Source organism: Paenibacillus vulneris (genome assembly GCF_039543185.1).
GTDB lineage: Bacteria > Bacillota > Bacilli > Paenibacillales > NBRC-103111 > Paenibacillus_S > Paenibacillus_S vulneris.
In genome coordinates this window covers 634587-660161 of sequence record NZ_BAABJG010000006.1, presented here as the reverse complement: position 1 = coordinate 660161, position 25575 = coordinate 634587, and the positions used below count along the sequence as shown (strand labels likewise).

25 protein-coding genes are annotated in these 25575 nt (G+C 50.7%); 19 read left to right on the top strand and 6 right to left on the bottom strand.

The genetic code is table 11. The annotated features are described in order from the left end of the window. Position 1: 1 nt before the first annotated feature. From ABEA66_RS08455 to ABEA66_RS08440, 4 genes are all read left to right on the top strand, one after another. Positions 2-793, top strand: coding sequence for a TatD family hydrolase (locus tag ABEA66_RS08455; RefSeq protein ID WP_345587209.1), 792 nt, complete (start codon positions 2-4; stop codon positions 791-793). A gap of 113 nt (positions 794-906) precedes the next feature. Then, positions 907-2139 (top strand): aminopeptidase, encoded by a 1233-nt coding sequence (locus ABEA66_RS08450; protein ID WP_345587208.1) that lies wholly within the window; start codon positions 907-909, stop codon positions 2137-2139. Positions 2140-2460: 321 nt separating this feature from the next. Then, positions 2461-2934 (top strand): Cys-tRNA(Pro) deacylase, encoded by a 474-nt coding sequence (gene ybaK / locus ABEA66_RS08445; protein ID WP_345587207.1) that lies wholly within the window; start codon positions 2461-2463, stop codon positions 2932-2934. Between the two features lie 175 nt (positions 2935-3109). After that, positions 3110-3670, top strand: coding sequence for a pyridoxamine 5'-phosphate oxidase family protein (locus ABEA66_RS08440; protein ID WP_345587206.1), 561 nt, complete (start codon positions 3110-3112; stop codon positions 3668-3670). A 46-nt stretch (positions 3671-3716) separates the two neighbouring features. Here the strand turns inward: ABEA66_RS08440 and sda are convergent, their stop codons facing one another. The 3 genes from sda to ABEA66_RS08425 all read right to left on the bottom strand — a co-directional run bounded on the left by sda (position 3717) and on the right by ABEA66_RS08425 (position 4587). Continuing rightward, positions 3717-3905: a sporulation histidine kinase inhibitor Sda gene (gene sda, locus ABEA66_RS08435; RefSeq protein WP_079912141.1), complete on the bottom strand. Its 189-nt coding sequence runs from the start codon at positions 3903-3905 to the stop codon at positions 3717-3719. After that, positions 3875-4168, bottom strand: coding sequence for a hypothetical protein (locus tag ABEA66_RS08430; protein ID WP_079912142.1), 294 nt, complete (start codon positions 4166-4168; stop codon positions 3875-3877). Before ABEA66_RS08430 ends, sda begins: the two co-directional genes overlap by 31 nt. A 206-nt stretch (positions 4169-4374) precedes the next feature. Next, entirely contained in the window at positions 4375-4587 is a 213-nt protein-coding gene (locus ABEA66_RS08425; RefSeq protein ID WP_345587205.1) for a hypothetical protein, read from the bottom strand. A gap of 84 nt (positions 4588-4671) precedes the next feature. Here ABEA66_RS08425 and ABEA66_RS08420 point away from each other — a divergent pair, with 84 nt between their 5' ends. The 5 genes from ABEA66_RS08420 (at position 4672) to ABEA66_RS08400 (ending at position 9996) form a co-directional block, all read left to right on the top strand. Continuing rightward, positions 4672-6990: an ATP-binding protein gene (locus tag ABEA66_RS08420; protein WP_345587204.1), complete on the top strand. Its 2319-nt coding sequence runs from the start codon at positions 4672-4674 to the stop codon at positions 6988-6990. Then, positions 6987-7637 carry a response regulator transcription factor gene (locus tag ABEA66_RS08415; protein ID WP_345587203.1) on the top strand — a complete coding sequence of 217 codons (651 nt, stop codon included), beginning with the start codon at positions 6987-6989 and terminating at the stop codon, positions 7635-7637. The genes ABEA66_RS08420 and ABEA66_RS08415 overlap by 4 nt, the downstream gene beginning before the upstream one ends. 1 nt (position 7638) lies before the next feature. Further along, positions 7639-8604, top strand: coding sequence for a polyprenyl synthetase family protein (locus tag ABEA66_RS08410; protein ID WP_345587202.1), 966 nt, complete (start codon positions 7639-7641; stop codon positions 8602-8604). 168 nt (positions 8605-8772) lie between these two features. Beyond that, positions 8773-9516, top strand: a complete 744-nt coding sequence (locus ABEA66_RS08405) for a glycerophosphodiester phosphodiesterase (RefSeq protein ID WP_345587201.1) — start codon at positions 8773-8775, stop codon at positions 9514-9516. 138 nt (positions 9517-9654) lie between these two features. Then, positions 9655-9996: a DUF1904 family protein gene (locus tag ABEA66_RS08400; RefSeq protein WP_345587200.1), complete on the top strand. Its 342-nt coding sequence runs from the start codon at positions 9655-9657 to the stop codon at positions 9994-9996. Between the two features lie 338 nt (positions 9997-10334). On the opposite strand, the gene ABEA66_RS08395 is transcribed toward ABEA66_RS08400, so the two are convergent. Next, entirely contained in the window at positions 10335-11492 is a 1158-nt protein-coding gene (locus ABEA66_RS08395; protein WP_345587199.1) for a HEAT repeat domain-containing protein, read from the bottom strand. A 148-nt stretch (positions 11493-11640) separates the two neighbouring features. Further along, positions 11641-11994, bottom strand: a complete 354-nt coding sequence (locus ABEA66_RS08390; RefSeq protein ID WP_345587198.1) for a DoxX family protein — start codon at positions 11992-11994, stop codon at positions 11641-11643. A gap of 143 nt (positions 11995-12137) precedes the next feature. Between ABEA66_RS08390 and ABEA66_RS08385 the strand changes: the two genes are divergently transcribed. From ABEA66_RS08385 to ABEA66_RS08370, 4 genes are all read left to right on the top strand, one after another. Next, positions 12138-12848 carry a Crp/Fnr family transcriptional regulator gene (locus tag ABEA66_RS08385; RefSeq protein ID WP_345587197.1) on the top strand — a complete coding sequence of 237 codons (711 nt, stop codon included), beginning with the start codon at positions 12138-12140 and terminating at the stop codon, positions 12846-12848. A 56-nt stretch (positions 12849-12904) separates the two neighbouring features. After that, positions 12905-13378 (top strand): MEKHLA domain-containing protein, encoded by a 474-nt coding sequence (locus ABEA66_RS08380; RefSeq protein WP_345587196.1) that lies wholly within the window; start codon positions 12905-12907, stop codon positions 13376-13378. Positions 13379-13458: 80 nt separating this feature from the next. Beyond that, positions 13459-13596 (top strand): hypothetical protein, encoded by a 138-nt coding sequence (locus ABEA66_RS08375; RefSeq protein WP_179136104.1) that lies wholly within the window; start codon positions 13459-13461, stop codon positions 13594-13596. 73 nt (positions 13597-13669) lie between these two features. Next, complete coding sequence (locus ABEA66_RS08370; protein ID WP_079912151.1) at positions 13670-14062, top strand: cytochrome-c oxidase; 393 nt, start codon at positions 13670-13672, stop codon at positions 14060-14062. Between the two features lie 102 nt (positions 14063-14164). Here the strand turns inward: ABEA66_RS08370 and ABEA66_RS08365 are convergent, their stop codons facing one another. Then, the gene (locus ABEA66_RS08365) at positions 14165-14536 is read right to left on the bottom strand and encodes a hypothetical protein (RefSeq protein WP_079912152.1); all 372 of its coding nucleotides are present in this window, start codon (positions 14534-14536) and stop codon (positions 14165-14167) included. A 176-nt stretch (positions 14537-14712) separates the two neighbouring features. On the opposite strand from ABEA66_RS08365, the gene ABEA66_RS08360 reads away from it, so the two are divergent. The 6 genes from ABEA66_RS08360 to ABEA66_RS08335 all read left to right on the top strand — a co-directional run bounded on the left by ABEA66_RS08360 (position 14713) and on the right by ABEA66_RS08335 (position 25552). Then, positions 14713-16359 carry a response regulator gene (locus ABEA66_RS08360; RefSeq protein WP_192703802.1) on the top strand — a complete coding sequence of 549 codons (1647 nt, stop codon included), beginning with the start codon at positions 14713-14715 and terminating at the stop codon, positions 16357-16359. An 18-nt stretch (positions 16360-16377) separates the two neighbouring features. Next, positions 16378-18162 (top strand): sensor histidine kinase, encoded by a 1785-nt coding sequence (locus tag ABEA66_RS08355; protein WP_345587195.1) that lies wholly within the window; start codon positions 16378-16380, stop codon positions 18160-18162. Then, the gene (locus ABEA66_RS08350) at positions 18159-19133 is read left to right on the top strand and encodes a substrate-binding domain-containing protein (RefSeq protein WP_345587194.1); all 975 of its coding nucleotides are present in this window, start codon (positions 18159-18161) and stop codon (positions 19131-19133) included. Before ABEA66_RS08355 ends, ABEA66_RS08350 begins: the two co-directional genes overlap by 4 nt. Positions 19134-19441: 308 nt before the next feature. Further along, positions 19442-22546, top strand: a complete 3105-nt coding sequence (locus ABEA66_RS08345; RefSeq protein ID WP_345587193.1) for an efflux RND transporter permease subunit — start codon at positions 19442-19444, stop codon at positions 22544-22546. Positions 22547-22756: 210 nt separating this feature from the next. Beyond that, entirely contained in the window at positions 22757-23818 is a 1062-nt protein-coding gene (locus ABEA66_RS08340; RefSeq protein ID WP_079912156.1) for a galactose ABC transporter substrate-binding protein, read from the top strand. A gap of 216 nt (positions 23819-24034) precedes the next feature. After that, the gene (locus ABEA66_RS08335; RefSeq protein ID WP_345587192.1) at positions 24035-25552 is read left to right on the top strand and encodes a sugar ABC transporter ATP-binding protein; all 1518 of its coding nucleotides are present in this window, start codon (positions 24035-24037) and stop codon (positions 25550-25552) included. The last annotated feature ends 23 nt before the right edge of the window (positions 25553-25575 follow it).

The following is a 25575-nucleotide window of genomic DNA, read 5'->3' as shown; positions in this document are numbered from 1 at the left end:
CATGAATGAGAACATGATTGATATAGGTGTCAATCTGCTGCACCGTTCCTTCCAAGAGGATCGGGAGCAGGTGGTTGAGCGCGCCGCACAGGCCGGAGTGTCGCCGTTGATTATTACCGGCACGAGCCTCCGCAGCAGCCAGCAGGCTGCAAGCTATGCCGTACGGTTTCCGGGACAGCTGTACACTACGGCGGGCGTCCACCCTCATGACGCCAAAAGCTGCAGCGAATCGACCCTTCGTGATTTGAAGAAGCTTGCGGTGCTGCCGCATGTTGTGGCCATTGGGGAGTGCGGTCTGGACTACAACCGGGATTTCTCCCCACGCGATGTACAGAAGCGCTGGTTCGAGGAGCAGGCTGCTCTGGCTTGTGAGCTGCAGATGCCGCTGTTTCTGCATGAGCGGGAGGCTCATCACGATTTTGCAGCGATACTTAAGCAGTTCCGCGGCCGGCTGGGCAAGGCGGTGGTGCACTGTTTTACCGGCAGCTCCTACGAGCTTCGGACCTACTTGAATATGGGATTCCACATCGGTATTACCGGTTGGATCTGCGATGAACGGCGAGGCAAGCATCTGCGCGAGCTGGTCAAATCCATTCCTCTTGATCGCTTGATGCTGGAGACGGACGCCCCTTTCCTTACCCCAAGGGATATGGAGCCGAAGCCGGCAAACGGGCGCAACGAGCCGGCATTTCTTCCGCATGTGGTGAAGGCGGTATCGGATTGCATCGGGCGGAGTCCGGAGGAAGTGGCTCGAGCGACGACGCAGACGGCCAGGCTGTTTTTTGGCATCTAGGGGGAGGCGGGCTTTGATCTATTAGGAAGACATGGTAAGATTAAACTTGATGTTTTCTCTGAAAAGCCGGATAATTAACCAATGGATAAAAATGATCAAAGGGGCACTGCCGCATGAACTCATTGGACACAAATTTAGAAAAATACGCTGATCTTCTAGTCAAAATCGGGGTCAATATTCAACCGGGACAAGTGTTGATGATTGAATCTCCGCTTGAGGTCGCACCGTTAACCCGTTATATCGTCAAAAAAGCATACGAGGCCGGAGCCAAGTACGTTCAAGTCAACTGGGACGATGAAGCGGTGACACGCACTCGCTTCGAATATGCGCCGGAGGAATCGTTCAGCTTCTACCCGGAATGGACCGCGAAAATGATGGAGCAGCTGGCCGAAAGCGGCGGGGCGCTGTTGAATATTAAAGTACCGAATCCGGATTTGTACAAGGGCATCGATTCGCACAAAGTATCGACCGCTACGAAAGCGGCTTCTGTAGCACGGCAAAAATTCCAGAGCTACGTTCGGAACAAAGCGTTCAGCTGGTGCCTGGTCAAGGCACCGACCCAAGCATGGGCGGCCAAGGTATTCTCCGACCTTCCGGAAGACGAGCAGGTGAACGCTATGTGGGAGACCCTGTTCAAGATCAACCGGGTAGATCAGGAGGATCCTGTAGCGGCTTGGCGCGAGCATATCGAGAAGCTCAAACGCATGAGAGAGCGCTTGAATAACAAGAAGTACAAGCGGCTTCACTATAAAGCCCCGGGAACCGATCTATCGGTAGAGCTGCCCGAAGGCCACCTGTGGTTCGGCGGCGAGAGCCTCAACGATCAAGGGGTTGCCTTCGTAGCGAACATGCCGACGGAGGAAGTGTACACGCTGCCGAAGCGGGATGGAGTTAACGGTACGGTGAGCAGCACGAAGCCGCTGAATTTGAACGGCAGATTGGTCGACCGGTTTTCATTCCGTTTTGAGAACGGCAGAGTCGTTGACTATACCGCGGAGGTTGGTTTGGAATATCTCAAGGATTTGCTTGGCACCGATGAAGGGGCCAACTACTTGGGCGAGGTTGCGCTCGTTCCTTTTGACTCTCCGATCTCCAATTTGAACCGTATCTTTTACAATACGGGTGTCGATGAGAACGCCTCCTGCCATTTTGCGCTAGGAAGCGCCTATCCGTTCACGCTGGAAAACGGCACGAAGCTGTCCAAAGAAGAATTGCTGCAACGCGGGGCTAACGTCAGCCTGACGCATGTCGATTTTATGATCGGCTGTGCGGAGCTGGAGATTGACGGAGAGCTTGCCGACGGTATGGTAGAGCCTGTATTCAGAAAAGGCAACTGGGCGTTGTAAGCTGCACAAAAACCCTTGTCTATAGGGGGTTGTTGAGAAACCGAGTTTTGCGTGAACTTTGCTACATATGGAGGTGGGGTATGCCTCGGAGGAGTTTACGTCCGCCTTTGAAACCCGTGAAAATACCGCTAAATCTAATCACATTTCACGGGTTTCAACAGCTATGGGCTTTGTGTAGCAAAGCCTGCTTCGGAAGCCTGGCTGGAGGGGCATAACCCACCGGAGTATATCGGCATAGTTCAAGCTCTATAGGCTTCTCAACAACCAGACCCTTGTTCAGCAAGGGTTTTTGTACTAAATAAGTAAGAGGTGAAACGCACGATGGCTGCCAAAACGAACGCGAGCCGTATCCTGGATAAGCTCGGGATCGCCTACACGCTGCATGAATACGAATGGGACGAGGACGATCTCGCCGCATCGACGGTTGCGAAGAAGGTGGGTCTCCCCTGCGAACAGCTGTACAAGACCCTGGTGCTGCGCGGTGATAAGACAGGCGTGGTGATGGCTTGCATCCCGGGAGACAAGGAGCTCGATTTGAAGGCTATGGCCTCCGCAAGCGGGAACAAGAAGGTCGAGATGGTGCCTGTCAAAGATATCATGACGCTGACCGGTTACATTCGCGGCGGGGTTTCCCCTTTGGGGGTCAAGAAGAAATATCCTTTGTATATCGATCGTTCTGTCGTGTCGAAAGATCCGGTAAGCATCAGTGCAGGGCGCCGCGGGCTGCAAATGTTCATAAAGGGAACCGATCTGGTCGAAGCTTGCGAGGGCATTTTATCGGAGCTTACGCACTAGATCCTGCTTCCAATACAGACTGCCCCGTTTAAGCCTTGGGCGGTCTTTTTTGCTATTCATTTATAGCTTGTACCTATAAAGTAAATCTGATTTATCTATTTTACAAACTAAGCTAACCCCTTCATACTATAGAGTAAAGGTTGATTTCCATTTTATTGAAATGAGGCGATGACCTGTGGGAACCATGTATGCTTCTCTTCTCCCCGAGCATGAGGCGTTTATTAAAAAGCAGCATATTTTCTTTGTCGGCTCCGCTCCGTTAAGTGCTGACGGCCACGTTAATATTTCCCCCAAAGGGCATGATGTGCTGCGGATATTGTCTCCTACGGAGGTGGCCTATCTGGATTTAACGGGCAGCGGGAATGAAACCAGCGCTCACCTGCTCGATAACGGCAGAATAACCTTGATGTTCATTGCCTTTGAAGGGGCGCCTATGATCCTGCGTCTGTATGGCCGCGGAAGGGTAATTTTGCCTGACATGCCGGAGTGGGATCCATTGATGGAGCGCTTCGACCCGCTGCCGGGCGCACGGCAAATCATCCACGCGGAGCTTCATGCAGTCAAAACCTCCTGCGGCTTCAGCGTGCCGTTCTTCGATTATACAGGGGAGCGCGAAACGCTGAAAAAGTGGGCGGAGCAAAAGGGGGAACAGGGACTTATCGCTTATCGCCAACAAAAAAATGCCGCCAGTATGGACGGAATCCTAACTCCATTGGGGCATAGCTTTCATAAATAAGCGTGAAAAGACGCAAAAAAAGGGGATAGGACGGGGCGTCCCGCCCTTAACTGCGGACGATGGACTGCTGCGCCCGGGATGTACAGGGTTCTTCCGACAGCGCATCAAGCGTAATCGGCAAGTCCCTGTTTTTGATCTCGGCGCGGAGCAGCACAAGAAATTCTTCATCAAGCTGAAGCCGGACGGCTTCCAAATAGCAAAATATTAACTCCTTGTCTCTAAGCGTTGGATACATTGCGATGCTTCTCCTTTTACATCATAGGCCTGCAAATGGATTTCGCTGTGTACGGAATCGGCAATATGCTTGAATTTGTAGGCTCTCCGCATAATTTCTCTCGACATTTCCTGAAGGAGCTGCTCGTTGGACAAGGAATCCAGAATCGACTGGATTTGCTCCTTGTTATTAAACAGCACCGTCTGGATGGCAAGAGTCAAGCATTCCTCGTCATGGAAAGCGGCACTGGAAACAGGTCGATGAACTTCGAAAAAATTATTCATGAAATCCCCACAATTACCATTTTTATACTTTCAATTATAGTATAATAAGATCATCAGATCAGCGCAAAATGTTTGCACGAGTATACATTCTTTTTTGCATTTTCGTCAAAAAAACGGTTCTAATAGGAAAAGAGACTGCATACCTGGAAGGATCCATAATATACAATCTCTTTATGATTTGGTAAAATAATGAAAAATAGCGCGAATTAAAGCCAAGGGCCGTAAGCACCGATTTTTCTTATGTAGTCGCTGGCTGATTGGGTAAATAATTTCATGACGGCTTGTCCTTCTGCAGCGGACAGAGACTTCGCTTCGAACCAATTGGCATCCTTAAACAGGTTCAAGACGTCTTGGGTGTCCATCTGTTTCAACGAGCGTACAACTTGATGCAATCCAGGAGAGTAAGTTACTGCTTGCATGCTGATCACCTCGCTTCCGACAATTATTTACAATTATTACAGGTTTATTATATCACAAAAAATTACAAATCAAGGGGAATTTTGGTGATTTATAAATTTTTTTTTCGATTGGTCGTTGTTTTGTTTCTGATCATTCACCTATGGTTTGCCTATATCACCTTTCAGTACCCGTATTTGGGGATTACCTTAAAGAAGGGCATGCATGGAGAATGGGTCGTCGCTAAGCTGGAAACGGAAAGCGCCAGTCTGGAAATGAATATACAGGTTGGAGATGTCGTCAATCGAATCGATGGAAGACCCGCAGACGAGCATCCTACGGTCAAAAAATGGAGATTGGTGGAGCAGGCGAGGACACTGGAGCTGGAACGAAAAGGGGAGCCGTTGACCGTCGAGCTCAACAAGGGGAATGCTGCCAATCCTCCGATTATATTGCCGATTCTGGTCGAGCTCCTTTGCCTTTCCCTGGCCGGAATGCTCTACTGGAAGACGAGGCATTCCCGGTCGGCGCGCTTCCTGTCGATAGTATTTCTAAACATCGGCTTCATCTTCGCCAGTATAGGCGCATCGCAAAGGGGAGATACATTGGGTAAAGTAGCCATGAGCTCGCTTATGATGCTGCTTCCCGTCGTTTTCTTGCATTTTTTGTTCGTATTTCTAAAGGAGAAGGCAGAAATCCAGTTCCCTTTCCGATTTCTGCGGTATTTGTACGGTACTTTCGCAATCCTGCTGCTGCCTGTATTGACCTTCAGCACACCGAGATCATTCCTGTTCTATCAATACAGCATTCAGTTCGTTATCACGTTCTTTTTGTTCGGCTTGCTGCTTAACTTCTTTTTTCTTGCCTATGTGTCTGTCAAATTTCGCAACGAGGTCTCCTACTTATCTACGATTATCCGAACGGTTTGGTGGGCGCTTGCCATCTCCTTCTTTCCGTTTGCCTTCTTGTCGTTTGTCCCTCAGCTTATGGGAGAAGACGGGATCAGCTCGCTGTATACCTCATGGTTCGTACTGTTCTTCCCTATAGCCTTCACTTATTTGATAATGTCCAAGCAACTATACGATATTGATCTGGTCCTGCGCCGGTTTGCCTTTACGACGGTTATTTCCATCATCCCGGCCTGTGTCATTGTATTGCTGACAGCCGTCATTTTTCGGCAGGCGGTAACGGTGCAGCACCTGCTGCTCAGCTTTATTTTTATCTTAATGCTGCTCTCCTTCGTCATGTATTCACTTGAATATTTCGCTACAAAATTGGAGGCGGTAATGTTCCCCAGGAAATACCACCTGCAAAACGCGCTCAAAAAAATCGCTGTCAATCTGCAATCGATCTCCAGCTTCCGCGAGCTGAAAGATATCATTCTGGTAGATATCGTGAATACGCTGCAGGTGTTTGGAGCCGCCATCGTGTTCAAATATAAGGACCGGATGGAGACGGTTCTGGAGGGGGATATCGAGCTTTCTGAGGTGGAATGGCTGACCTCATCGGAAATGGAGCATCCGTTCCTTCGGCGCTTTGAAATCAACCGCCATGAGGAATATACCAGCTATTTGATTATCGCCAGGAAAAGGACCAATACGTTTCTCGGCATGGAAGAGATCCAATGGTTGAATCTGATCATCTCGTATCTCGCCGTGAGCCTGGAAAATATGCATTTGATCAGCAAGCTGCATATGAGGCTTCAGCGGTTGGCCGCACAAATCCCTAACGAGGATGCTTCACAGGACTTCATCTGGTTCCGGAAGCTGATGTTCGAGCTTCAGGAGGCCGAGCGCAAGCGCATTGCAACCGATCTGCACGACACGACGCTGCAGGATTTGTTCTTCCTCAAGAAACGGTTCAGCTCGATAGTGGACAAGCTTAATTTTTCCAAGGAAGACATGGAGCGGATGAGGAACATCATCGACTATGTGGAAATCATTAATACGAATCTCCGCCAAAGCTGCTTCGAACTGCATCCGCATCTGCTGTATGAAATCGGACTGATTCGAACGATACAAAAGGTGATTGACAACGAAAGCTCTCTCTGTCCGTTCCGGCTGGAATTTATCGCCAAAGGCGCCGAGCAGATTGAAGCGTGGGATATGGATTCGAAGCGCCATTTCTTCCGCATTATTCAGGAGCTGCTGAACAATGCGAAGAAGCATTCGCAGGCATCCCGGGTCAGCATAGCGATAACACAGGAGAACGACCGCATTCTGCTGATGTATGAAGACGACGGCGTCGGCTTTACTGTATACAAGGTGAATGAAGCGGAGCTGGAGATTGGAGCATCCGGCACGGGCATGGAGCAAATGAAGAGCCGCGTGCTGTATTTGGATGGGCAGATGGACTTCAGGACAGGCAGGGGGAAAGGGCTGCAAATATGGATTTCCGTACCATTAAAGGAGGTGCTGACCGCATGAACGGCTCAATGAGAGCACTTGTTGTTGATGATCATCCGGTAATGGCAAATGCGACCAAAGGAATTCTCGAGCGAATCAACGGGATTGAAGTTATTGGAACGGCAGGCAGCGGAGCCGCATGCCTGGACTTTGTAGATACGCATCGCCCCGACATCGTGCTGCTCGATTACCATTTGCCCGATAAGTTCGGCAGCATAGTCGCGAAGGAGATCAAGGGCCGTTATCCGGAGACGCATATCATCATTTTTACCGGAATTGATGTGGCGGATATGTATAATCATTTGCTTGAAATCGGGGTTAGCGGCATTATTTCCAAGGAATCCAGCGAGAGCGTCGTTCAGCATATGGTTAAATGCGTTATGGATCATTACACGGTTTTGCCGTTATCGCTGTACCACAATATGAGGCTGATGACGGGGCTGCCTGCGCAGGAGGTCGTACTGACGGAGGACGAAGTGCAAATCATGTCCATGCTGGTCAAAGGAGCGACGCACGAGCAGATTGCGGGTGAAATCTATGTGAGCAAACGATCGGTGGACAATTATTTGAAAAAAATTTACGGCAAGCTGGGAGTCAAGTCCAAGGTTCAAGCGTTGGAGCAATTTGTGCAGAGCAAATATTATACGGATTCGAACAGGGGGGATTAGCTTGAATCGGGAAATACAAGACGAGATGGAAGCCATGGTCGATCGCGCCATACATGCCGAGGATTTGAACGGATGGATGAAATCGTTTATAGCAGCAAGAGCCGAGGGGGACAGCATCTGGTCCGAGCTGACGGAGAGCACCCATGGAATGCTGGAAGGCCGATCGCCCTATATCATCAAGGCAGCCGCCTTGACGGAGCTTGTGATGCTGACGCTGGATATCGTGGATGATCTACAGGATCGGGATAAAGGGCATCGGATATGGATGACCTGCCCGGAGGCTTACACCTTGAATGCGGTGCTTGCTTTTCTCATGATGTTTATGGGCGAAGCGGGGCAGCTTCAATGGCAAACAGGCCGTACGATGACGCCGTTTCTTCCTGAGATCAGCCAATGGGTTCTCTCGGCGGTCAACGGACAGCAGAAGGACTTGAATCCGCATGCCCATATCGCCAATGAGGCGGACTATTTCAAGATGGTACAGCTTAAGTCCGGGTCGCTGATTCAGCTGGCTTGTTATCTGGGCTACTCCTTGGCCGAGTCCTCATCCGCCGGGCTTACCGGACAGATCGACGAGCTTGCCGCCTGCCTGGGAGTCGTAGCTCAAATCGAGAACGATGTGAGAAATCTGGAGCAGCTCGGACCCGGCAACGATATATTGCAGAAAAAAAGAACGCTGCCCATCGTGTACATGCTCTCGCAAGAACAAGACGGCTTCCCCGAGCTGGCTCAATACTATGACGGAAGGCTGGGGGCGGAGGACTTTATCCGGCAGCACAAGCAGGCTTGTCTTCAAGCAATCGCCGATTCGGGCTGTCTGGAGTATGCAAGAATCATACAAGCCTTGTATTATGATAAGGCGGAGCAGCTGTTTGAAGCGATGCCGGGTCCGCCTTATTGGAAGGAGCGTTTCCGGCGGGTCACGCTAGACCGGTACGCTGCGGCTTCCTTAAGAAATAACGGTTGACAATTGCAATCATTTAGAAGTAGTATAGTGACGACAAGATGATAATTGTGTAGGAGACACGGAGACATACACATGGATTGCTTAATGGATAGGATTAAGCAGTTTATGTGTTTTTTTGCGTTAACCCCCAATTCTGACGTCTACAAAGACGGGAAAGGAATCAAACTTATGCTTAACGAGAAACCGATTATTATTGCTCATCGCGGGGCCAAAGGGCACGCACCCGAAAATACGCTTGGTGCATTCCGGCTGGGAGTGGAGCAGGGCTGCGAAGCCATCGAGCTCGATGTCCACTTGTCCGCTGATGGAGAAATCATCGTATGTCACGATGAAACGCTCAACCGTACGACGAACGGGACAGGGAAGATCATTGACAAGACATTGGCAGAGATTCAGGCATTGGATGCCGGCTCCTGGCACTCCGAGGTATACCGGGGGGAGAAGGTTCCTACGTTAGGCGAAGTATTCGATCTTGTTCCCGATTCGATTATGATTAACGTGGAAGTCAAAAACAGCTATGACGGAAGGATGGACCGCAAGCTCGTCGAGTTTCTGCGGGAGCGCAGCTTGTTCGACCGCGTGGTCGTATCTTCCTTCGATCATAAATGCTTGTGCGCAATCAAACGTTTGGAGCCTAAGGTTAAAATCGGTCTGCTGTATCAGCTGAGATTGGCTGACGCTGCAGCCTATGCCAAAACGCTGGGAGTCGATGTGTATTCCCTTCATCCGGACTACCGGATTGTGGATAAAGAGGATGTTGAAAAGGCGGATCGGGCAGGCATTCAGGTTTATCCTTATACGGCCAACGATGAGAAGGATCTTCGAGCGCTGATGGATTTGGGCGTTTCCGGCATCATTACCGACTTCCCTGATCGTTTGAAGGAGATTCGCTCCTCGAGGGCTCATGCTTAGCTAACCGGGAACACGAAATAAGACATAACGAGACGGAAAGTCCATGAACCTTGCAGTTGTATGCAGACTGCCCGGCCGATGCGTTTGCATCAGGGCTTGGAACGCGGTACACTACAACTAAAACAAGGGAGTATGGATATGCCGCAGCTTATCGTTAGAGGTATTACAGCCGAGCAAATGTGTAAAATCAGTACATCTTTGGTGGAGGAGCTAGCTGCCGTCTGCGAATGCGGAACGGATAACTTTACGATCGACTGTCTTCATACCACATCCGTCTATAATGGAAGTCTTGTAGACACCTATCCGTTTATCGAGGTCGCCTGGTTCGAACGGGGACTTCAGGTGAGAGACCGCTTTGCCAAGGCGGTTGCCGATCATGTCAGAGCGCTCGGGATTCCTGAGGTGGAAGTAGCGTTTACGACCTATCGGGAGGATAGCTACTACCTGAACGGGGAACGCTGCTTCGATAAGGCGGAATAATGCTTTGACAGATAGGAATATAACATTTCATAGAATCGTTCGTTCTTTACAAGGTGCCGTCGCTTCATGCGTTCGGCACCTTGCTGTATGATATGGACAGGAAAAACCTTCCAGAAGGCTAGTCCGCAGCGCAACATTCGGGATGCTCCTTACGTATGAGTAGTTATCCAGCAATTACCATATGGAGAAGGTGGTTTTATGCTTCGCAGGGCTTTAGCTCGGATAGCTCGTTATCACTCCTCCGAGGCATACCCCACCTCCTATTTAGCATAGTTCACGCAAAATAGATTTCTCAAAAACCTGAGGACAGCCGGCAAGGCTGTCCTCTTTGGCATATCCTATATTTTCATCGTATCGACGTAATTCGGGCTGCCGCTGATAAGCCAGTTGCGGTGGCGAATAGCAGTTTCATCCTGCTCCGGCTCGCCGTATGGCCAGGCTTCCCCGTTTGCCTCCACATATTCCTTGATGAGCATCAACAGCGCGGCGCTCCATTGGCGTGCTCCTTTAACTCCCGGAACAAGAGGGTAGTATTTGTCATAGGCTGCACGAATCAGCGCATGCGCGACTTCCTGAAGGACGCTCGGGATGTCGGCCTTCTCCAGCTTGGCCGCCAGCAACTCCGGCAGCTCCGCCTCATCATTCGATGCATGGCTTTCGTACTCGAATTCGGTAATGACGCCCTGCTCCTTGGCCATCCACAGCTTCATCCGATTAAGCGCAGGCTTGAACGCCGCAGGCACGGAGACCGTTAATTCCGGCTCCGGGTTGTCCAGATTGATGACGAACGATTCGTCAAATTTGTTTAGTTTGGCATTGCCGCGCACTCCGAGCCAGCGAAGGGCAAGCAGGGCGTGGGTTCTTACCTTGCCGTCGATTTCCTCGTTGCGGCATACCCTGCGGAGCAGCTTCTCGCTTCGCGGATCCGGCAGCATACAGAGCAGCCTTACCCCTGTCAGAACCGCTTCCGGGTCATCGAGCCAGGTTTGGATATGCTCATAGATCTTATCGATCGATTCCTCAAGAATCCAGTCGAGCTCGATCCGGCGTGCGGCATATTCTCCAAGGTTCAGCATGCCTTGCTCTTGAAGCGTTTCCAGACCATGCTTGCTTACCAGCTCTTCATGCGCTTTCTTCAAGTCCTCGCCCATTTGGGTGAACAGCTCTTGATCAGACGGGCTGACACCCTTCATTTGGGAGATCAGCAGGATCCATTCACCCATGGCTCCCGGATTTTGCTGCCACAGCATCATCGCGAACGTAATCAAATCGCGGTCGAATTCCAGAATTTCATGATGCAGCGCGTAGCGCGCCAGCATCGTTTGCGCGTCGTGTTCCTTTCGCATGAGGCTGAGAGCCAGGATCAGGCCATTCCAAGCATTACCGTTCGCCCGGTCCTCCAGAATGGCACGGTAAAAACAAAACGCGGCGACGCCGTATGATTCCGCTTGCAAGTAATGACGGCCCAATCCGCCGATATTTTCTTGTTGACTCATTTCTTCTACCCCCATGACAAAATTGGCTATAGTAGAAGTATACCTTATCTGGCGGATTGTTTAAAATTATTTTTCGGACAGGCGGTCGCGATTGGTGAGAGAAGGATTATCGCGCGAATGGAACAAAAGCATAAAACGGCACCGCAATCTAACCGATTCCTAGCAGGATAACCGATAGCGCCAGCATCAGCAGTGCGTTCAGTGCCATGATCGGTTTATGTTTTGCCCGTATCAGATGAGCATGAACAGCGCCAAGCATCAAGATGATGAACAGGGCGGCAGCATACTTGGCGATACCCGGAATCCATAGAGCAGCGAGCATGCTCACTGCTCCCAGCAGCTCCGCCATGCCGATGACGCTCATCAGCCACATGGGATAACGGTATTCGCGCCAATGTCTGACCATGGAGGCGGTTCGGACGAATTTTATGACGGAGGATAGTACAAACATACTTGCCAAAACGATTTGAATCATGACGACAGCCTGGTGCACAGGACTCACTCTCCTTTTTTATCACATTACATGGCCCACAACACAATACGGGACTAATTTGGTCCTGAAGCTCTTGCATAAAATCATAATTTGTACAATGCTAATAATCAGTAGTCCAGACTACAGCAAAGCCGAAAAGGGAGGGAACAGGATTGGACAAGGTGAAATATTTATCGAGAATTCACTGGCTGAGCGGCTTGGATAGGGGGGAGCTGGAGCTTCTGGAGCCTGCGGCACCATTGAATAAGATAAAGAAGGGAACCGTCATCCTATCTCCGCTCATGGAGCAGAAGAGGCTGTTCCTCATTAAATCGGGGACCGTCAGGCTCTATAGGCTATCGGACAGCGGCAAAGAGCTTACGATGGATATCCTGGGAACCGGACATCTATTCGGAGAAGCCGGGGCCTTTACGACTGGCTCGCCCCATCTGTTCGCGCAGACCTTGGAGGATTCCGTCATCTGTACTATGGATAAAGAGCAATTCAATCAAGTCGTAAGAGAGAGGCCCCAGCTCGCTCTTCGATTTATTGAAATCGTATCCGAGCGCCTGAAGGAAGTGGAGGAGCTGTTGGAGCAGATGGCTTACGGCAGCGTTCGCAAAAGGCTGCTTTATTTGCTCGATAAGCTGCTGCATAAGTTTGGAATCGAACCGGAGGACCCGGATAGGCAGCATGGCTGGATGCAGCTGGACGTATCGTTGACGCATCAGGAATTAGCAAGCATGATGGGCAGCATACGTGAGACGGTAACGCAGCTGCTAAACGAGCTGTCCATGGAAGGAATTGTAAGGAAGGCAGGCCCTCGCAAGCCATTGCAGATCCAGCCGGAGCGCTTGAAGTCGGCGCTTACGTGCTGCGTCTAAAAACAGCCGATTCTTAGTAAGAAGCTTAGCCATTATTAATAAATCAGGAGGAACCTATGAATCACATTCAAAGACCTACCCGAGGTATTGGAGCGGGAGAGGAGCATGCGTCTCTTATTCTGAACAGCTATCGTCAGCTGCTGGGCAAAGATTTAATCGAAACGAACGACAGTCGGAGCTTGGCGGAGCAGCTGTTTGATTCGCCAACCGTCATTTTATCCCATGGGACGGAAGCCGATCCCGTGCTGAATTTTGGCAACCGAGCCGCCTTAACGCTGTGGGAGATGGACTGGGAGACGTTCACGCGGACGCCATCCCGTTATACGGCGGAGGCCATGGAACGGTCGGAGCGCGACCGGTTTCTCCAAGCGGTGGCCGAGAAGGGGTACATAGACAACTACACCGGGATCCGGATCTCCAGCACGGGACGCAGATTTTATATTAAAGAAGCGGTTGTATGGAACCTGAGGGACGCGTCGGGACGCTATGCCGGGCAGGCGGCAGCCTTCAAGCAATTTGAAAATTGCTGATCCGCTCGGCGCATGCGGAAGCCTTTCTTGTTGTTTGTCCATAAGATAAAGGGACGAATACAAGGAAAGGGTGTACAGCCATGAATAACACTTTCAAGCAGGGCCTCAAGTTTATGATGGAGAACAAGAAAATGCAGAAGATGTTCAAGGATCTGGAGAAGGCGCAGAAGGAAATAGACGCAGTTATGAAAAAAGCGGACGCGCTTAAGAAAAAATGAAAGTGCGGCGGTCATAAAACGTTTCCTCTCCTTATAAGGATAAAGTATCCGATGATGGAGAGGGGAATGAAGCGTGGGAGTAAAGCTCATTAAGATCGCTTCGATTTATTTTGTTGTGGGGATTATCTTGGGGATGTACATGTCCATATCGCACAGGTTTGATTTTGCATCCGTGCATGCCCACATTAATTTGCTTGGTTGGGTGTCGCTAGCTTTGTCCGGCTTTGTGTACCACGTATTTCCGAAAAGCGCGGAATCGGCGCTTGGCAAAATTCATTTTTGGCTTCATAATATCGGCCTCCCCATCATGATGATCGGCCTTTTCGTGCTGGTTAGCGGAGCGGCCAATACGGAGCCCGTCATCGCAGTCGGAGGAACCCTGACCTCTATCGGAGTCGTTATTTTCATGATTAACGTATTGAAAAATGTCACCGCAGCCAAGGATACAACCGGCTCGGGCCGCTGATCCTGATCATATGAACACGAAACGGGATGCGAGAGAAGAATTTGCTTCTTCCGCACCCCGTTTTTTTGCCCCAATAGAGTGTATAAGCTTCCGAGCTCCTTCTCATTGACTCCATAGTAAGCGCAGATCGTCGGGAGAGCTCCCTTGCAAGTAGACATTGCGGACAGCCTCCTGACCGGCAGGGATCGTAATGGAAAAGTCACCGGAAGAGCTCAGTATACTATAGCGAAGCTTCACATACATATCGCCGCCGGATCTCTTGTAGGAATAGCCGCTGAACCCTGCCGCGCTGTGGCTGGTAGTTCCGGTAAGCTGAAGCTTTCCATCATCCATATGAACCTGCTGAACCATCAAAGCCTGGGGACTGGCGGGTGTACCGCGCTGCAGATAGAGATAAGCCCCTAACGATACCGCGAACAAACCGAGGAAGACAATAGCGGCAATGAGCCGTCCTTGTTTCATTGCTGGAGCCACAGTTTCGGCGGACCTCCTTTTGAAATGAAGAATGCTGTAAGCCGCGGCCTATAGGCTGCCGATGCGGCCTGCAGAGACTTTCAAACGAAATCAAACTTTGTTACATTATTATCACCAACTTCTAACGGAATTGCAAAGGATTACAATAAGCCACCCGGAGGCGAGAGAAAGCATATATGTACAAGCTGATATTGGCGGAGGATGAACAGGAAGTCAGGGAGAGTATTGTTCGGGAAATTGACTGGGCCCGGTACGGCTTTGAAGTGGCGGATACGGCGGAAAACGGCAAAGAAGCCATGGAGCAGATTGAGAGATGGACGCCGGATGTCGTCGTCACGGATATCCGTATGCCCTTCATGGACGGCATGCAGCTCTCCGAATGGATCCGCAGCAAATATCCGACGACGAAAATTATTATTCTGACCGGCTACGATGAATTCGAATATGCGCAAAAAGCGGTCAAAATGCATATTGACGAATATGTGCTTAAGCCGTTTTCGGCCCAGGAGCTTATCCAGGCGCTGGTCAAAATAAGGCAGCTCATCGACGAAGAAACCGCCCGCAAGAAGAATGTACAGACTCTGCAGGAGCATTACCGGCAAAGTCTGCCGGTCCTAAGGGAAGTGTTCCTTGGCTCGCTCATTCACCGCAAGCTGCCCAAGGGGGAAATCGAAGAGAAGGCGTTAAACTACCATGTCGCTCTGCAAGGGGACGTATTCCTGGTATCCGTCCTCAGCATGGATAATCCGGAGATGCAGGGAGACGAAGCAAGAGCGGCCTCCCAGTCATTGAAGTATTCCAAGGATAACGAGCTCAAATTGTTTGCCATATTAAATATTTCCGAGGAAATAGTGTCGAAGCATCAGGCAGGCATCGTATTCCTCCACAACGGCAATCTGGTGCTGCTGAGCACGTCCAAGGAGGAGACGGATAAAGAAGCCGTCATGAAGCGGACTCTCCCCGCCCTGGAAGAAATACGCCAAAGCATCGAAAAATATTTGAAGCTGACCGTCACTATCGGAGTAGGCACCGTTGTATCCGATATTACGGATGTCAGCTATTCCTACAGCGATGCGGTTCTAGCTCTGGATTACCGGGTTGTTCTCGGCAATAACCGGATCATATGCATTGATGATGTCGAGACTAGACAGGTAGAGAAGCTGCGGTTCGACGAGCTGAAGGAGCATTCGCTGATCCGCTGCATCAAGGTAGGCACCCAGCAGGAGATGAAGGAGCTTGTGGACGAGCTGTTTTACGGCATTGCCGATACGCCGGTCTCGTTTCAGGATTACCAGATCTATTTGCTTGAACTGCTGACCGCTATTTTGAAGGCGGCGAAGGATTCGAACGCCGATCTGGATTCGATCCTCGGGAGCGCCTTTAACCCTTTTGCCGATATTCATAAAATGACGAACCCGCAGGAGGCGAAGCAGTGGATTCTGGGATTATGCACGCGAATCATGACGAGCATCGTCAGCGAACGGCAGTCCTCCTACAAGTCTCTGGTCGATAAGGCCAAGGAATATACACTGGCGCATTATCAGGACAGCGATATTTCGATTCATAAGGTGTGCAGTCATCTGCATATTAGCGCAGGCTATTTTAGCGGGATTTTCAAAAAAGAAACGAAAATGACCTTCGTCAATTATCTGATGCATATTCGGATGGAAGCGGCCAAGGAGCTGCTGCGTACAACCGATTTGAAAACGTTTGAAATCGCCGAGAGGGTAGGCTACGCCGAGCCTAACTACTTCAGCTTCTCCTTTCGGAAGCATGTCGGCGTTTCTCCGAAAGAATACAAAAGCAGCTCCAGAGAGATATAGATCGGGGGTGTTCCCGCTATGAAGCCGATTCGGAAGCGGTACCGCGCATTGGCGGATATGTGGAGGACGCGAAGCATCCAGTTTATTATCACCGCCTCCTTTACGTTAATCACCATCACGGTCATGATTATTGTGAGCGTCCTTGTATACAACAAATTTGCGCGCACCGCGGAGCAAAATACGTTTCTCAGCAACCAGCAAATCGTCGAGCAGATCAATTACAACCTGGATGTTTACCTGAAAGGGATGACGGAAGTGTTCGAGCTCGTCGATCAAAAAATACGGACTAGCCCGGCGATTCCGAACGGCCCGCTGCTGGAGCAGATGACGACCATTTTTGAAACCCGTGAAGATATCGTATCGATGGCCTTATTTACGGAGTCGGGGGAGCTGATAACCGGGCTGCCGGCGGCGGAGATGAGGAAGAATACGAAGCTGACCGAGCAGAGCTGGTTCCTGTCCGCATTGGAAAGCCCGAATCACCTTTCCTTCTCACTGCCCCACATCCAAAATCTTTACAAAGGGCAGTACAAATGGGTGGTGTCCATGAGCAAAGGGATCACGATTACGCGCAATAATGCGCCGGTCAATGCCGTGCTGCTGATCGACGTCAATTTTAAAACGATGGATGAGCTGTTCCGCAGAGTGAACCTGGGCAAGAAGGGCTATGTCTACATAATCGACGAGTCCGCAGGCAATATCATTTACCATCCGCAGCAGCAGCTTATCTTCATAGGCTTGAAGTATGAGAACGTGGAGCAGGCTCTCAAGTATACCTACGGCAGCTATCTGGACGAGTCGAACGGGGAGAAGCGGCTCATTACGATCAAGACCGTGAACAATATCGGCTGGAAAATCATCGGCGTCTCTTATATGGATGAGATTGTCGCTACCAAAAAGGAGATCGGCACCTTTATCTTCTGGCTGTTGCTCTTTGTCATTTTGTTCGTCGTGCTGATCTCGGCCTTCATGTCGGCCAAAATTTCGCAGCCGATCAAGCGGCTGGACAAATCGATGCGCAGGGTGGAGCAGGGGGACTTCAACATCCATATTCCCATCACCGGCAACGATGAGGTCGGGAGGCTGTCGCGGAGGTTCAATCTGATGGTGACGCAAATTCGCCAGCTGATGGATCAGAACATTCGGGAGCAGGAATCGAAGCGCAAGAGCGAGCTTGAGGTGCTGCAGTCGCAGATCAATCCCCACTTTTTATACAATACGCTGAATTCCGTCGTACGGATGGCGGGCAGCGGCAAGAGCGAGGACGTCATTACGATGATTACTTCGTTATCGAAGTTTTTCCGCATCAGTCTTAGCCGGGGGAAAACCATTATTACCGTTCAGGAAGAGCTGGAGCATATCCGCAATTACCTGATTATCCAAAAAATCCGCTATAAAAATAAATTTGATTTTGAAATTACGGCGGAAGAGCAGGCGCTGCCCTGCCAAAGCCTGAAGCTGCTGCTTCAGCCGCTCGTCGAGAATGCCATCTATCACGGAATCGAGTATATGGTCGATGAGGGACATATACACATTTCGGCTTCGATCAGGGAAGGAAAGCTGCTGTTCGAGGTTCGGGACAATGGGCTGGGGATCCCGCCGGAGAAGCTGGAGCCGCTGCTGCAAGGCCAGGTCCGGTCGGAGGAGGGCTCCGGTGTGGGAGTTCGTAATGTACAGCAGCGGATCAAGCTGACGTTCGGGGATGAGTACGGGCTTCATGTGGAAAGCGCGCTGGAGGAAGGGACGACCGTCCAGGTCTGGCTGCCGCTGCTGCGGCAGGAAGGGGGCGACAAGGAGCTATGATCCGATTCCGTTACGCTTGGCTGGCGCTCCTGTTGTGCCTGCTGCCTTTGATGAGCTCCTGTACAGATACAAGGGATACGGGAACGACCGGGACGGCAAGGAATGTCACGCTGATAATGAAGAAGGAGTCCGGCGATTATTGGAACACAGTCAAAATGGGGGCGGAGGCTGCCGCCAAGGAATTCAGCGTTAATTTGAAGGTAACGGGTCCGGAATTCGAAGGCGATGTGAACGGCCAGATTGCGCTGATCGATCAGGCTGTCAAGGAAGGCATGGATGCGCTGGTGCTGGCGGCCAACGACTATGATGCACTGGGAGAGACCGTAGACCGGGTCGCGGGTGCAAGAATCCCTGTGATCGCGATAGATTCCGAGGTCAATTCCCCCAAGGTGCGCAGCTTTATTGGAATAAAGAACTATGATGCCGGACAGCAGGCAGGCAAGAAGCTGATTCAGCTGACGGGGGAGAGCGGACGAATTGCGGTCATCAGCTTTGGACAGGGCGGAAGAAATGCCGTGCAGAGAGAGCAGGGGCTGCTTGCAGCCATCGCCCAGTATCCGGGAATCCAGACGAATACAAAGCTGGACTGCTCCATGGACGTAAAGCGGTGCGATGAGCTGACTGCCCGCCTGTTAAGCGAACCCGGCTCCATTGACGGTATTGTTGCGCTGGATGCCGCCGCATCGATCCACGTAGCCGCGGAGACGGACAAAACCGGCCTGGCAGGGAAAGTTAAGATAGTGACCTTCGATAGTACCCCAGAGGATATCGAGTATTTGCAGGAGGGGGTCATTCAGGCGACGATCATTCAAAACCCGTTCAGCATGGGCTATCTTGGTGTAAAATACGCCGTGGATGCGCTGGACGGCAAAAAAATACCCGAATTCAAGGATACCGGCACGAAGGTGATCGACCAGGAAAATATGTTTTGGTCGGATAACCAGAAGCTCTTGTTTCCTTTTGTAAAATGATATGAATGGTAATTACGATTTGCCGGGGGAGCCGTGAGAGGAGGCTCCTTTTTTTGCTATTATAGGGTTTATAAATTTCGGGGCTCCCCGCAAAGTACCTGAATCAGCTTCGAAGCCAAGGCCCCACTTTGTGGGGTTATTTTAGCTTTATAGAGGCGTTATAGAATAGATTAAGGGGCCCCGCCTTGCTCGAGGGTATTTCATCGTACACTTTAAGTTGGGTTTTTACAAAAAATGCCACGATTTTGAAGGGGTTTCCGGGAAGTTATCGTCTAAGTCTGTAACCATAAGTATGAAGGAGTAGAGAGATGAACGCATTAACCCGGTTTTCTATGAAAAATATATCGGCAGTCATCATCATTATCGTGCTGCTGTTTGGCGTGGGGACCTATGCCGCTACCCAATTGAAGGCAGAACTTTATCCGGAGGTATCGATTCCCTACGTATTTATTCAGACGCAATATCAGGCACCTCCCAAGGATATTGTGGAACAAATAACGAAGCCGCTGGAGAAGGCGGTCGCAGGCCTGAAAGGAATTAAGAGCTTGCAGTCTAATTCCAGCGATAACTTCTCGTCCATAGAAATACAATTGGAGCACGGGCAAGACACCGATAAAGCCAAGGTGGATGTTGAAGCGCTGATTGCGAATGTGAAGCTTCCCCAGGGAGCGGAGAAGCCGAAGGTGATGACCTACGGTATGGCCTCCATACCGGAATATTCTTTGGCGGTATATGGAGTGGGCAATATGAACCAGCAGGAGCTGGATAAATTATACAAGGATGTTTTTCTGCCCGGCTTTAATACGATCAAAGGGGTCGACCATATCGATTCTATCGGTAACCAGGAGGCTGTGTTAAAGCTTAAGCTGGACGGCAACGCCATTCTGAGCTACGGGCTCATGCCTGCTGAAGTGGCTCAAGGCATCCAGTCGGCCCTTCGAACGAGCCCTATAGGGGAAATCGATATGGGCGGCGATAACCAGATGGTTCGTGTAAAAAGCGATATTAATACCATTTACAGCCTGGAAAATATAAAAATCAACACGCCGGGGGGAGGAACGCTGCTCCTCAAGCAGATAGCCAAGGTCGAGGCGATAACAGAGTCCAAGTTCATCTCGCGGCTGAACAATCAGCCGGCTATTGGAGTGATCCTCTACAAGACTAACGGGATCAATTCAGTGGAATTTTCCGATCATGCCGATGCATTGATAGCTAAGTGGGAGAAGGATTATCCGAGCGTTGCCTTCAAGTCGATCGAGAAAAATGCGGACATTGTGAAGGAATCAATCCATGGAATGGTTAAAGAAGGGGCGCTTGGCGCGATTCTGGCCTCCATTATGATTCTTATTTTCCTCAAAAACGTCCGTATGACAGTGATCGTTCTGGTTTCCATCCCGTTATCGATCCTGATCACTCTGCTCATTATGGCCCCTCTGAACATTACACTCAATATTATGACACTAGGCGGAATGGCGATTGCCGTCGGGCGCGTGGTGGATGATAGCATCGTTGTCATAGAGAATATTTATAGTGAGCTGGTAAAAAGTCAGGAGCGGGGAGAATCGGTCATCAAGACGGCGACGGCACAGGTGGCTTCCGCTATCACGTCTTCCACTCTTACAACGGTGGGGGTATTTGCTCCGATTGCCTTTGTCGGCGGGGAGCTTGGAGACTTGTTCCGTCCATTCGCTATTACGCTTTCCGCGGCACTGCTATCTTCCCTGTTAGTGGCTGTTACAGTCATTCCTATGCTGGCGAAATTGATGGTGCTGCGTTCCAAACGTTTAAAGCATCATGATGAGCATCAAACCAGTAAAGTGTCCGCAAGCTATTTGAAGGTGTTGAAATGGTCGCTTAACAACCGCAAGAAGAGCATGCTGCTCGCCTTTCTTGTGTTTGCTGCAGCAATAGCAGGAACGGTTCCCTTCCTGGCCTTTGAATTCATGCCGAGCAGCAACTCGGATAAGCAGATCTCGATATCCATCGAGATGCCCCGGGATACCTCCATGGATTCTAACGATTTAGTAGTGAAGCAAATCGAAGCTATGATGCGCGATACCAAGAACGCTGCAGGCGATCCGGCCTTTGACTACGTGCAATCGTATGTCGGATTAGGAGGCGGAAGCGAGCGCGTGGCCTATAGAAGTAAATTCAGTGCAGCGGCAACCAAGGGAACGGACGCCAAGAAGCTGGTTGACGATATGAAAAGGAACATTACGGAGATGCTTCCCAAGGGTTCCGAGGTGAGAGGCAGCGTTGTCAGTATTGGAGGGGGCGGCGGCGGCAGCGGGATTGATTTCTCCTATGTGCTTAGAGGGGATGATGTGGATTCACTCATTAAGGCCGCTGAGCTTGTGAAGGCCAAGATGAACGAAATTCCTGAATTCCGGGATGTGGAAGACAGCCTGAGCGAGACGAAGAAGGAAGTAGAGATTGCTGTAGATCAGAATAAAGCCCGTCTATACGGCCTGTCCTCTTCCCAAATTATTGAGTCCCTGCAGCCATGGGTAGCGGAGCAGAAAATCGGCGACTTGAAGTTCGATAATACGCTATTCTCGACCAAAATCATGGTTGACCCGAGCTTTAAAAATTCGGTGGATAAAATCGGGAGCCTCTTGATCCAATCACCGGCTGGTCAGACGATTAAGCTGAACGAGGTAGCAAAGATCCGTCAAATCGATGGCCCAGCCTCCATTCCGCGCGATATGCAGGAACAATTTGTGAGAGTGACCGCCAAGATCGATTCCAAGGACAAGGGCGGTGTCAGCGCCAGAGCTTCCCAGGAGCTGCAAACTCTTAAGCTGCCGGACGGGGTTCATACCGAAGTGACCGGTGCGGCTCAAGATATTGATAAAGAGTTCAGCAATATGTTTGTTGCGATGGGAGCGTCTGTCTTCATTGTTTATCTGGTCATGGTTCTTGCTTTTGGCAATGCGAGCGCTCCGTTCGCGATCCTCTTTTCGCTTCCGCTGGCGGCTATCGGAGGCTTGCTGGGCCTGCTGGTCACAGGTGAATCCTTGAATCTTACTTCCTTAATCGGCTTTCTGATGCTGATCGGGGTTGTAGTTACCAATGCGATTGTTCTCATCGACCGGGTGCAGCAGCTCCGGGAGTCCGGCTATACGGTCCGCGATGCGCTGCTTGAAGCGGGGCAGACTCGGCTTCGCCCGATTATTATGACCGCAGGGGCCACGATCATTGCATTAATGCCCCTGGCTCTGGGGCTGTCCAAGGGAACGATTATTTCCAAGGGCCTCGCCGTAGTCGTGATCGGCGGCTTGACCACTTCGACGCTGCTCACCCTGCTCGTCGTGCCGGTTGTATACGAAATGATTGAGAATACCAAGCTAAGAATGGGCAAAGTATTCAAATCGGGAAAAGCTAGTACGCCTCCTTCACCTGAATCATTCTAACTAACAGAAATCAGAAGCAGTAAGCCAAGTCAGCTAACCGCGGCAGCGGGTTGACTTGGCTTATTTCATGTTCAGAACAACGGACTACCGAAAAAACACATGAGAATTTTAATAGAACAGATGAGAATTTTGCATGTGCATTTGACTCAACATAAACGATAATGAGAAAGCAAGAGAGAGGAAATCTTTAACCAAACGGAGGTCATGGATATGAAAAAGGTTATGTCAGCGCTGCTCGCAGCGGCATTAGTGACGACAGCGGCCGGCTGTGCGAGCGGAGGCGGGGGGAATACGGCGGCACCGGGCGGAGGCGCAAAGACAGAGACAGGCGGCGCCGCCAAGAAACCGGTTATCGGCGTTGCGATCTACAAATTCGATGATACGTTCATGACCGGCGTGCGCAATGCGATTTCCGCGAACGCGGAAGGTAAAGCTCAGACCGATATTGTGGACAGTCAAAACTCGCAGCCTACGCAAAACGATAAAGTGGACTTATTTATTACAAAGAAGGTTAACGCGTTGGCTATCAATCCGGTCGACCGCACGGGAGCGGGCGTTATTATCGATAAAGCGAAGGCAGCCAATACGCCAGTCGTATTCTTCAACCGCGAGCCTCTGGCGGACGACATGAAAAAATGGGATAAGGTGTATTACGTCGGAGCCAAGGCGGAGCAATCCGGCACGATGGAAGGCCAGCTGGTCGTCGATTATTTCAAAGCCCATCCGGAGGCGGACAAGAATAAAGACGGCGTGCTTCAATACGTCATGCTCAAAGGTGAGCCGGGCCATCAGGACGCGGAGCTTCGCACCAAGTTCTCTATCAAAGCCGTCGAAGACGCAGGAATCAAGGTGGAGAAGCTTGCGGAAGATACGGCGATGTGGGACCGCGTGAAAGGGCAGGAGAAAATGGCCGCGTTCCTGGCTTCCCATGGCGATAAGATCGAAGCCGTGTTCGCAAACAACGATGACATGGCGCTGGGAGCCATCGAGGCCTTGAAGGCCAAAGGCTATTTCAAAGACAACAAATACATGCCGGTAGTAGGCGTGGATGCAACGGCGCCTGCATTGAAAGCGCTTGAAGAAGGCACCCTTCTCGGAACGGTGCTGAACGATGCCAAGAACCAGGGCAAAGCGACCTTCAATCTGGCCAACGTCCTCGCACAGGGCCAAACGCCTAATAAAGAGAACACAGGCTATGAAATTACGGACGGCAAATACGTATGGGTTCCATACAAAAAAATTACGAAAGAAAACATGAATGACGCCAAATAAATGATTTAGAGGCTTGCAAATCGAGCGATGACAGATATGTGCCGATAGGCGGTGGCAAGGAATTACCGGTAACAGCAGCCGGAGGGGAAACCTTATCGGAATGCCACGTTTTACACACGAATGGCTCGGCAGAAAGCCGGTACGTAGTATTGGGCAAGGGGCAATGGCTGCTTTCGTTGTACCCTTGCCTTCTCTTTTTTCGAAGGGGGCATTACCATGACGGAACATGAATTTTTGCTTGAAATGAACGGCATCTCCAAGGAATTTCCCGGCGTCAAGGCGCTGGACAATGTAACGCTCAAAGTACGTCCGGGCACGGTTCATGCATTAATGGGAGAAAACGGCGCCGGAAAATCGACGCTGATGAAATGCTTATTCGGCATCTATAAGCCCGATGGGGGCGAGATTTATTTGAACGGCAATAAGGTGGAATTGAACAGCTCCAAGAATGCGTTGGACCATGGCGTGTCCATGATTCATCAGGAGCTTCACCCTATTCCGCAGCGCAATGTGATGGAGAATATATGGCTCGGGCGTTTTCCCGTAAAAGGTCTGGGGCCTTTCCAATTGGTGGATCATAAAAAGATGTACAAGGATACGCAGCAGCTGTTCAAGGATTTGGAAATGGATATCAATCCGGCTGCACTTGCGGGCTCCATGTCCGTATCGAAGCTCCAATCGCTAGAAATTGCTAAAGCGGTTTCGTATCAGTCGAAGGTCATCATCATGGATGAGCCGACATCCTCCTTGACGGGGAATGAAGTCGAGGCGCTGTTTAAAATCATTGATCAACTGAAAAGCCGCGGTGTCGCCATCATTTATATTTCGCACAAAATGGAGGAGATTCTCCGGATCTCGGATGAGGTGACGATTATGCGGGACGGCAAGCTCATCGGCACTTGGCCTGCGGGCGAGCTGACAACGGATCGGATCATTACGAGGATGGTTGGCCGGGATCTGAGCCAGCGATTCCCTGAACGGACGAATGTTCCAGGCGATGTGCTGCTCAAGGTAGAGGGACTCACCTCTCCGGTTGCCAAGTCGTTCAGCAACGTGTCCTTCGAGCTTCGTAAGGGAGAGGTGCTGGGCTTGGGCGGTCTGGTCGGGGCGCAGCGAACCGAGCTTATCGAGGCTTTGTTCGGACTAAGGGCCGTGTCCTCGGGAACTATCACGCTGCGCGGCAAGCCGGTCAAATTCAAGTCGCCGCTCGATGCCAAGAAGCATAAGATCGCGCTGTTAACGGAAGAACGGCGGGTTACCGGCATTTTCCCGGTGCTCTCTATTCAGGAAAATACCGCGATAGCCAATTTGGACCGGTACCTGAATCCTTTCCATCTGCTGAACGAGCGGAGGATCAAGGAGGAGGTCGGCAAAAGCGTAGAGCAGCTGCGTGTGAAAACGCCTTCGATCAAAACCTTGATCAAAAACTTGTCCGGAGGCAATCAGCAGAAGGTTCTGCTGGCCCGCTGGCTGTTGACTGAGCCCGATATTTTGCTGCTCGACGAACCGACCCGCGGCATTGACGTCGGGGCGAAATTCGAGATTTATTCCATTATTGCCGACCTGGCTAAACAGGGCAAAAGCATTATTATGATCTCTTCGGAAATGCCTGAGCTGCTCGGTATGTCCGACCGCATTATGGTCATGTGTGAGGGCAGGCTCTCCGGAATTGTCGAGGGCAAGGATGCTACGGAAGAAGAGATTATGCGGCTGGCAACTAAATATATGGTGTAAGGATTGCGAAGTAAGTTTTCCCA

Excerpts from the sequence above, each read along its gene's own strand:
- ABEA66_RS08405 (WP_345587201.1), top strand. The coding sequence starts at position 8,773 with ATGCTTAACGAGAAACCGATTATTATTGCTCATCGCGGGGCCAAAGGG.
- sda (WP_079912141.1), bottom strand. The coding sequence starts at position 3,905 with ATGTATCCAACGCTTAGAGACAAGGAGTTAATATTTTGCTATTTGGAA.
- ABEA66_RS08450 (WP_345587208.1), top strand. The coding sequence starts at position 907 with ATGAACTCATTGGACACAAATTTAGAAAAATACGCTGATCTTCTAGTC.
- ABEA66_RS08380 (WP_345587196.1), top strand. The coding sequence starts at position 12,905 with ATGAATCACATTCAAAGACCTACCCGAGGTATTGGAGCGGGAGAGGAG.
- ABEA66_RS08430 (WP_079912142.1), bottom strand. The coding sequence starts at position 4,168 with ATGAATAATTTTTTCGAAGTTCATCGACCTGTTTCCAGTGCCGCTTTC.
- ABEA66_RS08400 (WP_345587200.1), top strand. The coding sequence starts at position 9,655 with ATGCCGCAGCTTATCGTTAGAGGTATTACAGCCGAGCAAATGTGTAAA.
- ABEA66_RS08375 (WP_179136104.1), top strand. The coding sequence starts at position 13,459 with ATGAATAACACTTTCAAGCAGGGCCTCAAGTTTATGATGGAGAACAAG.
- ABEA66_RS08350 (WP_345587194.1), top strand. The coding sequence starts at position 18,159 with ATGATCCGATTCCGTTACGCTTGGCTGGCGCTCCTGTTGTGCCTGCTG.
- ABEA66_RS08340 (WP_079912156.1), top strand. The coding sequence starts at position 22,757 with ATGAAAAAGGTTATGTCAGCGCTGCTCGCAGCGGCATTAGTGACGACA.
- ABEA66_RS08355 (WP_345587195.1), top strand. The coding sequence starts at position 16,378 with ATGAAGCCGATTCGGAAGCGGTACCGCGCATTGGCGGATATGTGGAGG.
- ABEA66_RS08395 (WP_345587199.1), bottom strand. The coding sequence starts at position 11,492 with ATGAGTCAACAAGAAAATATCGGCGGATTGGGCCGTCATTACTTGCAA.
- ABEA66_RS08425 (WP_345587205.1), bottom strand. The coding sequence starts at position 4,587 with ATGCAAGCAGTAACTTACTCTCCTGGATTGCATCAAGTTGTACGCTCG.
- ABEA66_RS08455 (WP_345587209.1), top strand. The coding sequence starts at position 2 with ATGAATGAGAACATGATTGATATAGGTGTCAATCTGCTGCACCGTTCC.
- ybaK (WP_345587207.1), top strand. The coding sequence starts at position 2,461 with ATGGCTGCCAAAACGAACGCGAGCCGTATCCTGGATAAGCTCGGGATC.
- ABEA66_RS08360 (WP_192703802.1), top strand. The coding sequence starts at position 14,713 with ATGTACAAGCTGATATTGGCGGAGGATGAACAGGAAGTCAGGGAGAGT.
- ABEA66_RS08345 (WP_345587193.1), top strand. The coding sequence starts at position 19,442 with ATGAACGCATTAACCCGGTTTTCTATGAAAAATATATCGGCAGTCATC.
- ABEA66_RS08415 (WP_345587203.1), top strand. The coding sequence starts at position 6,987 with ATGAACGGCTCAATGAGAGCACTTGTTGTTGATGATCATCCGGTAATG.
- ABEA66_RS08335 (WP_345587192.1), top strand. The coding sequence starts at position 24,035 with ATGACGGAACATGAATTTTTGCTTGAAATGAACGGCATCTCCAAGGAA.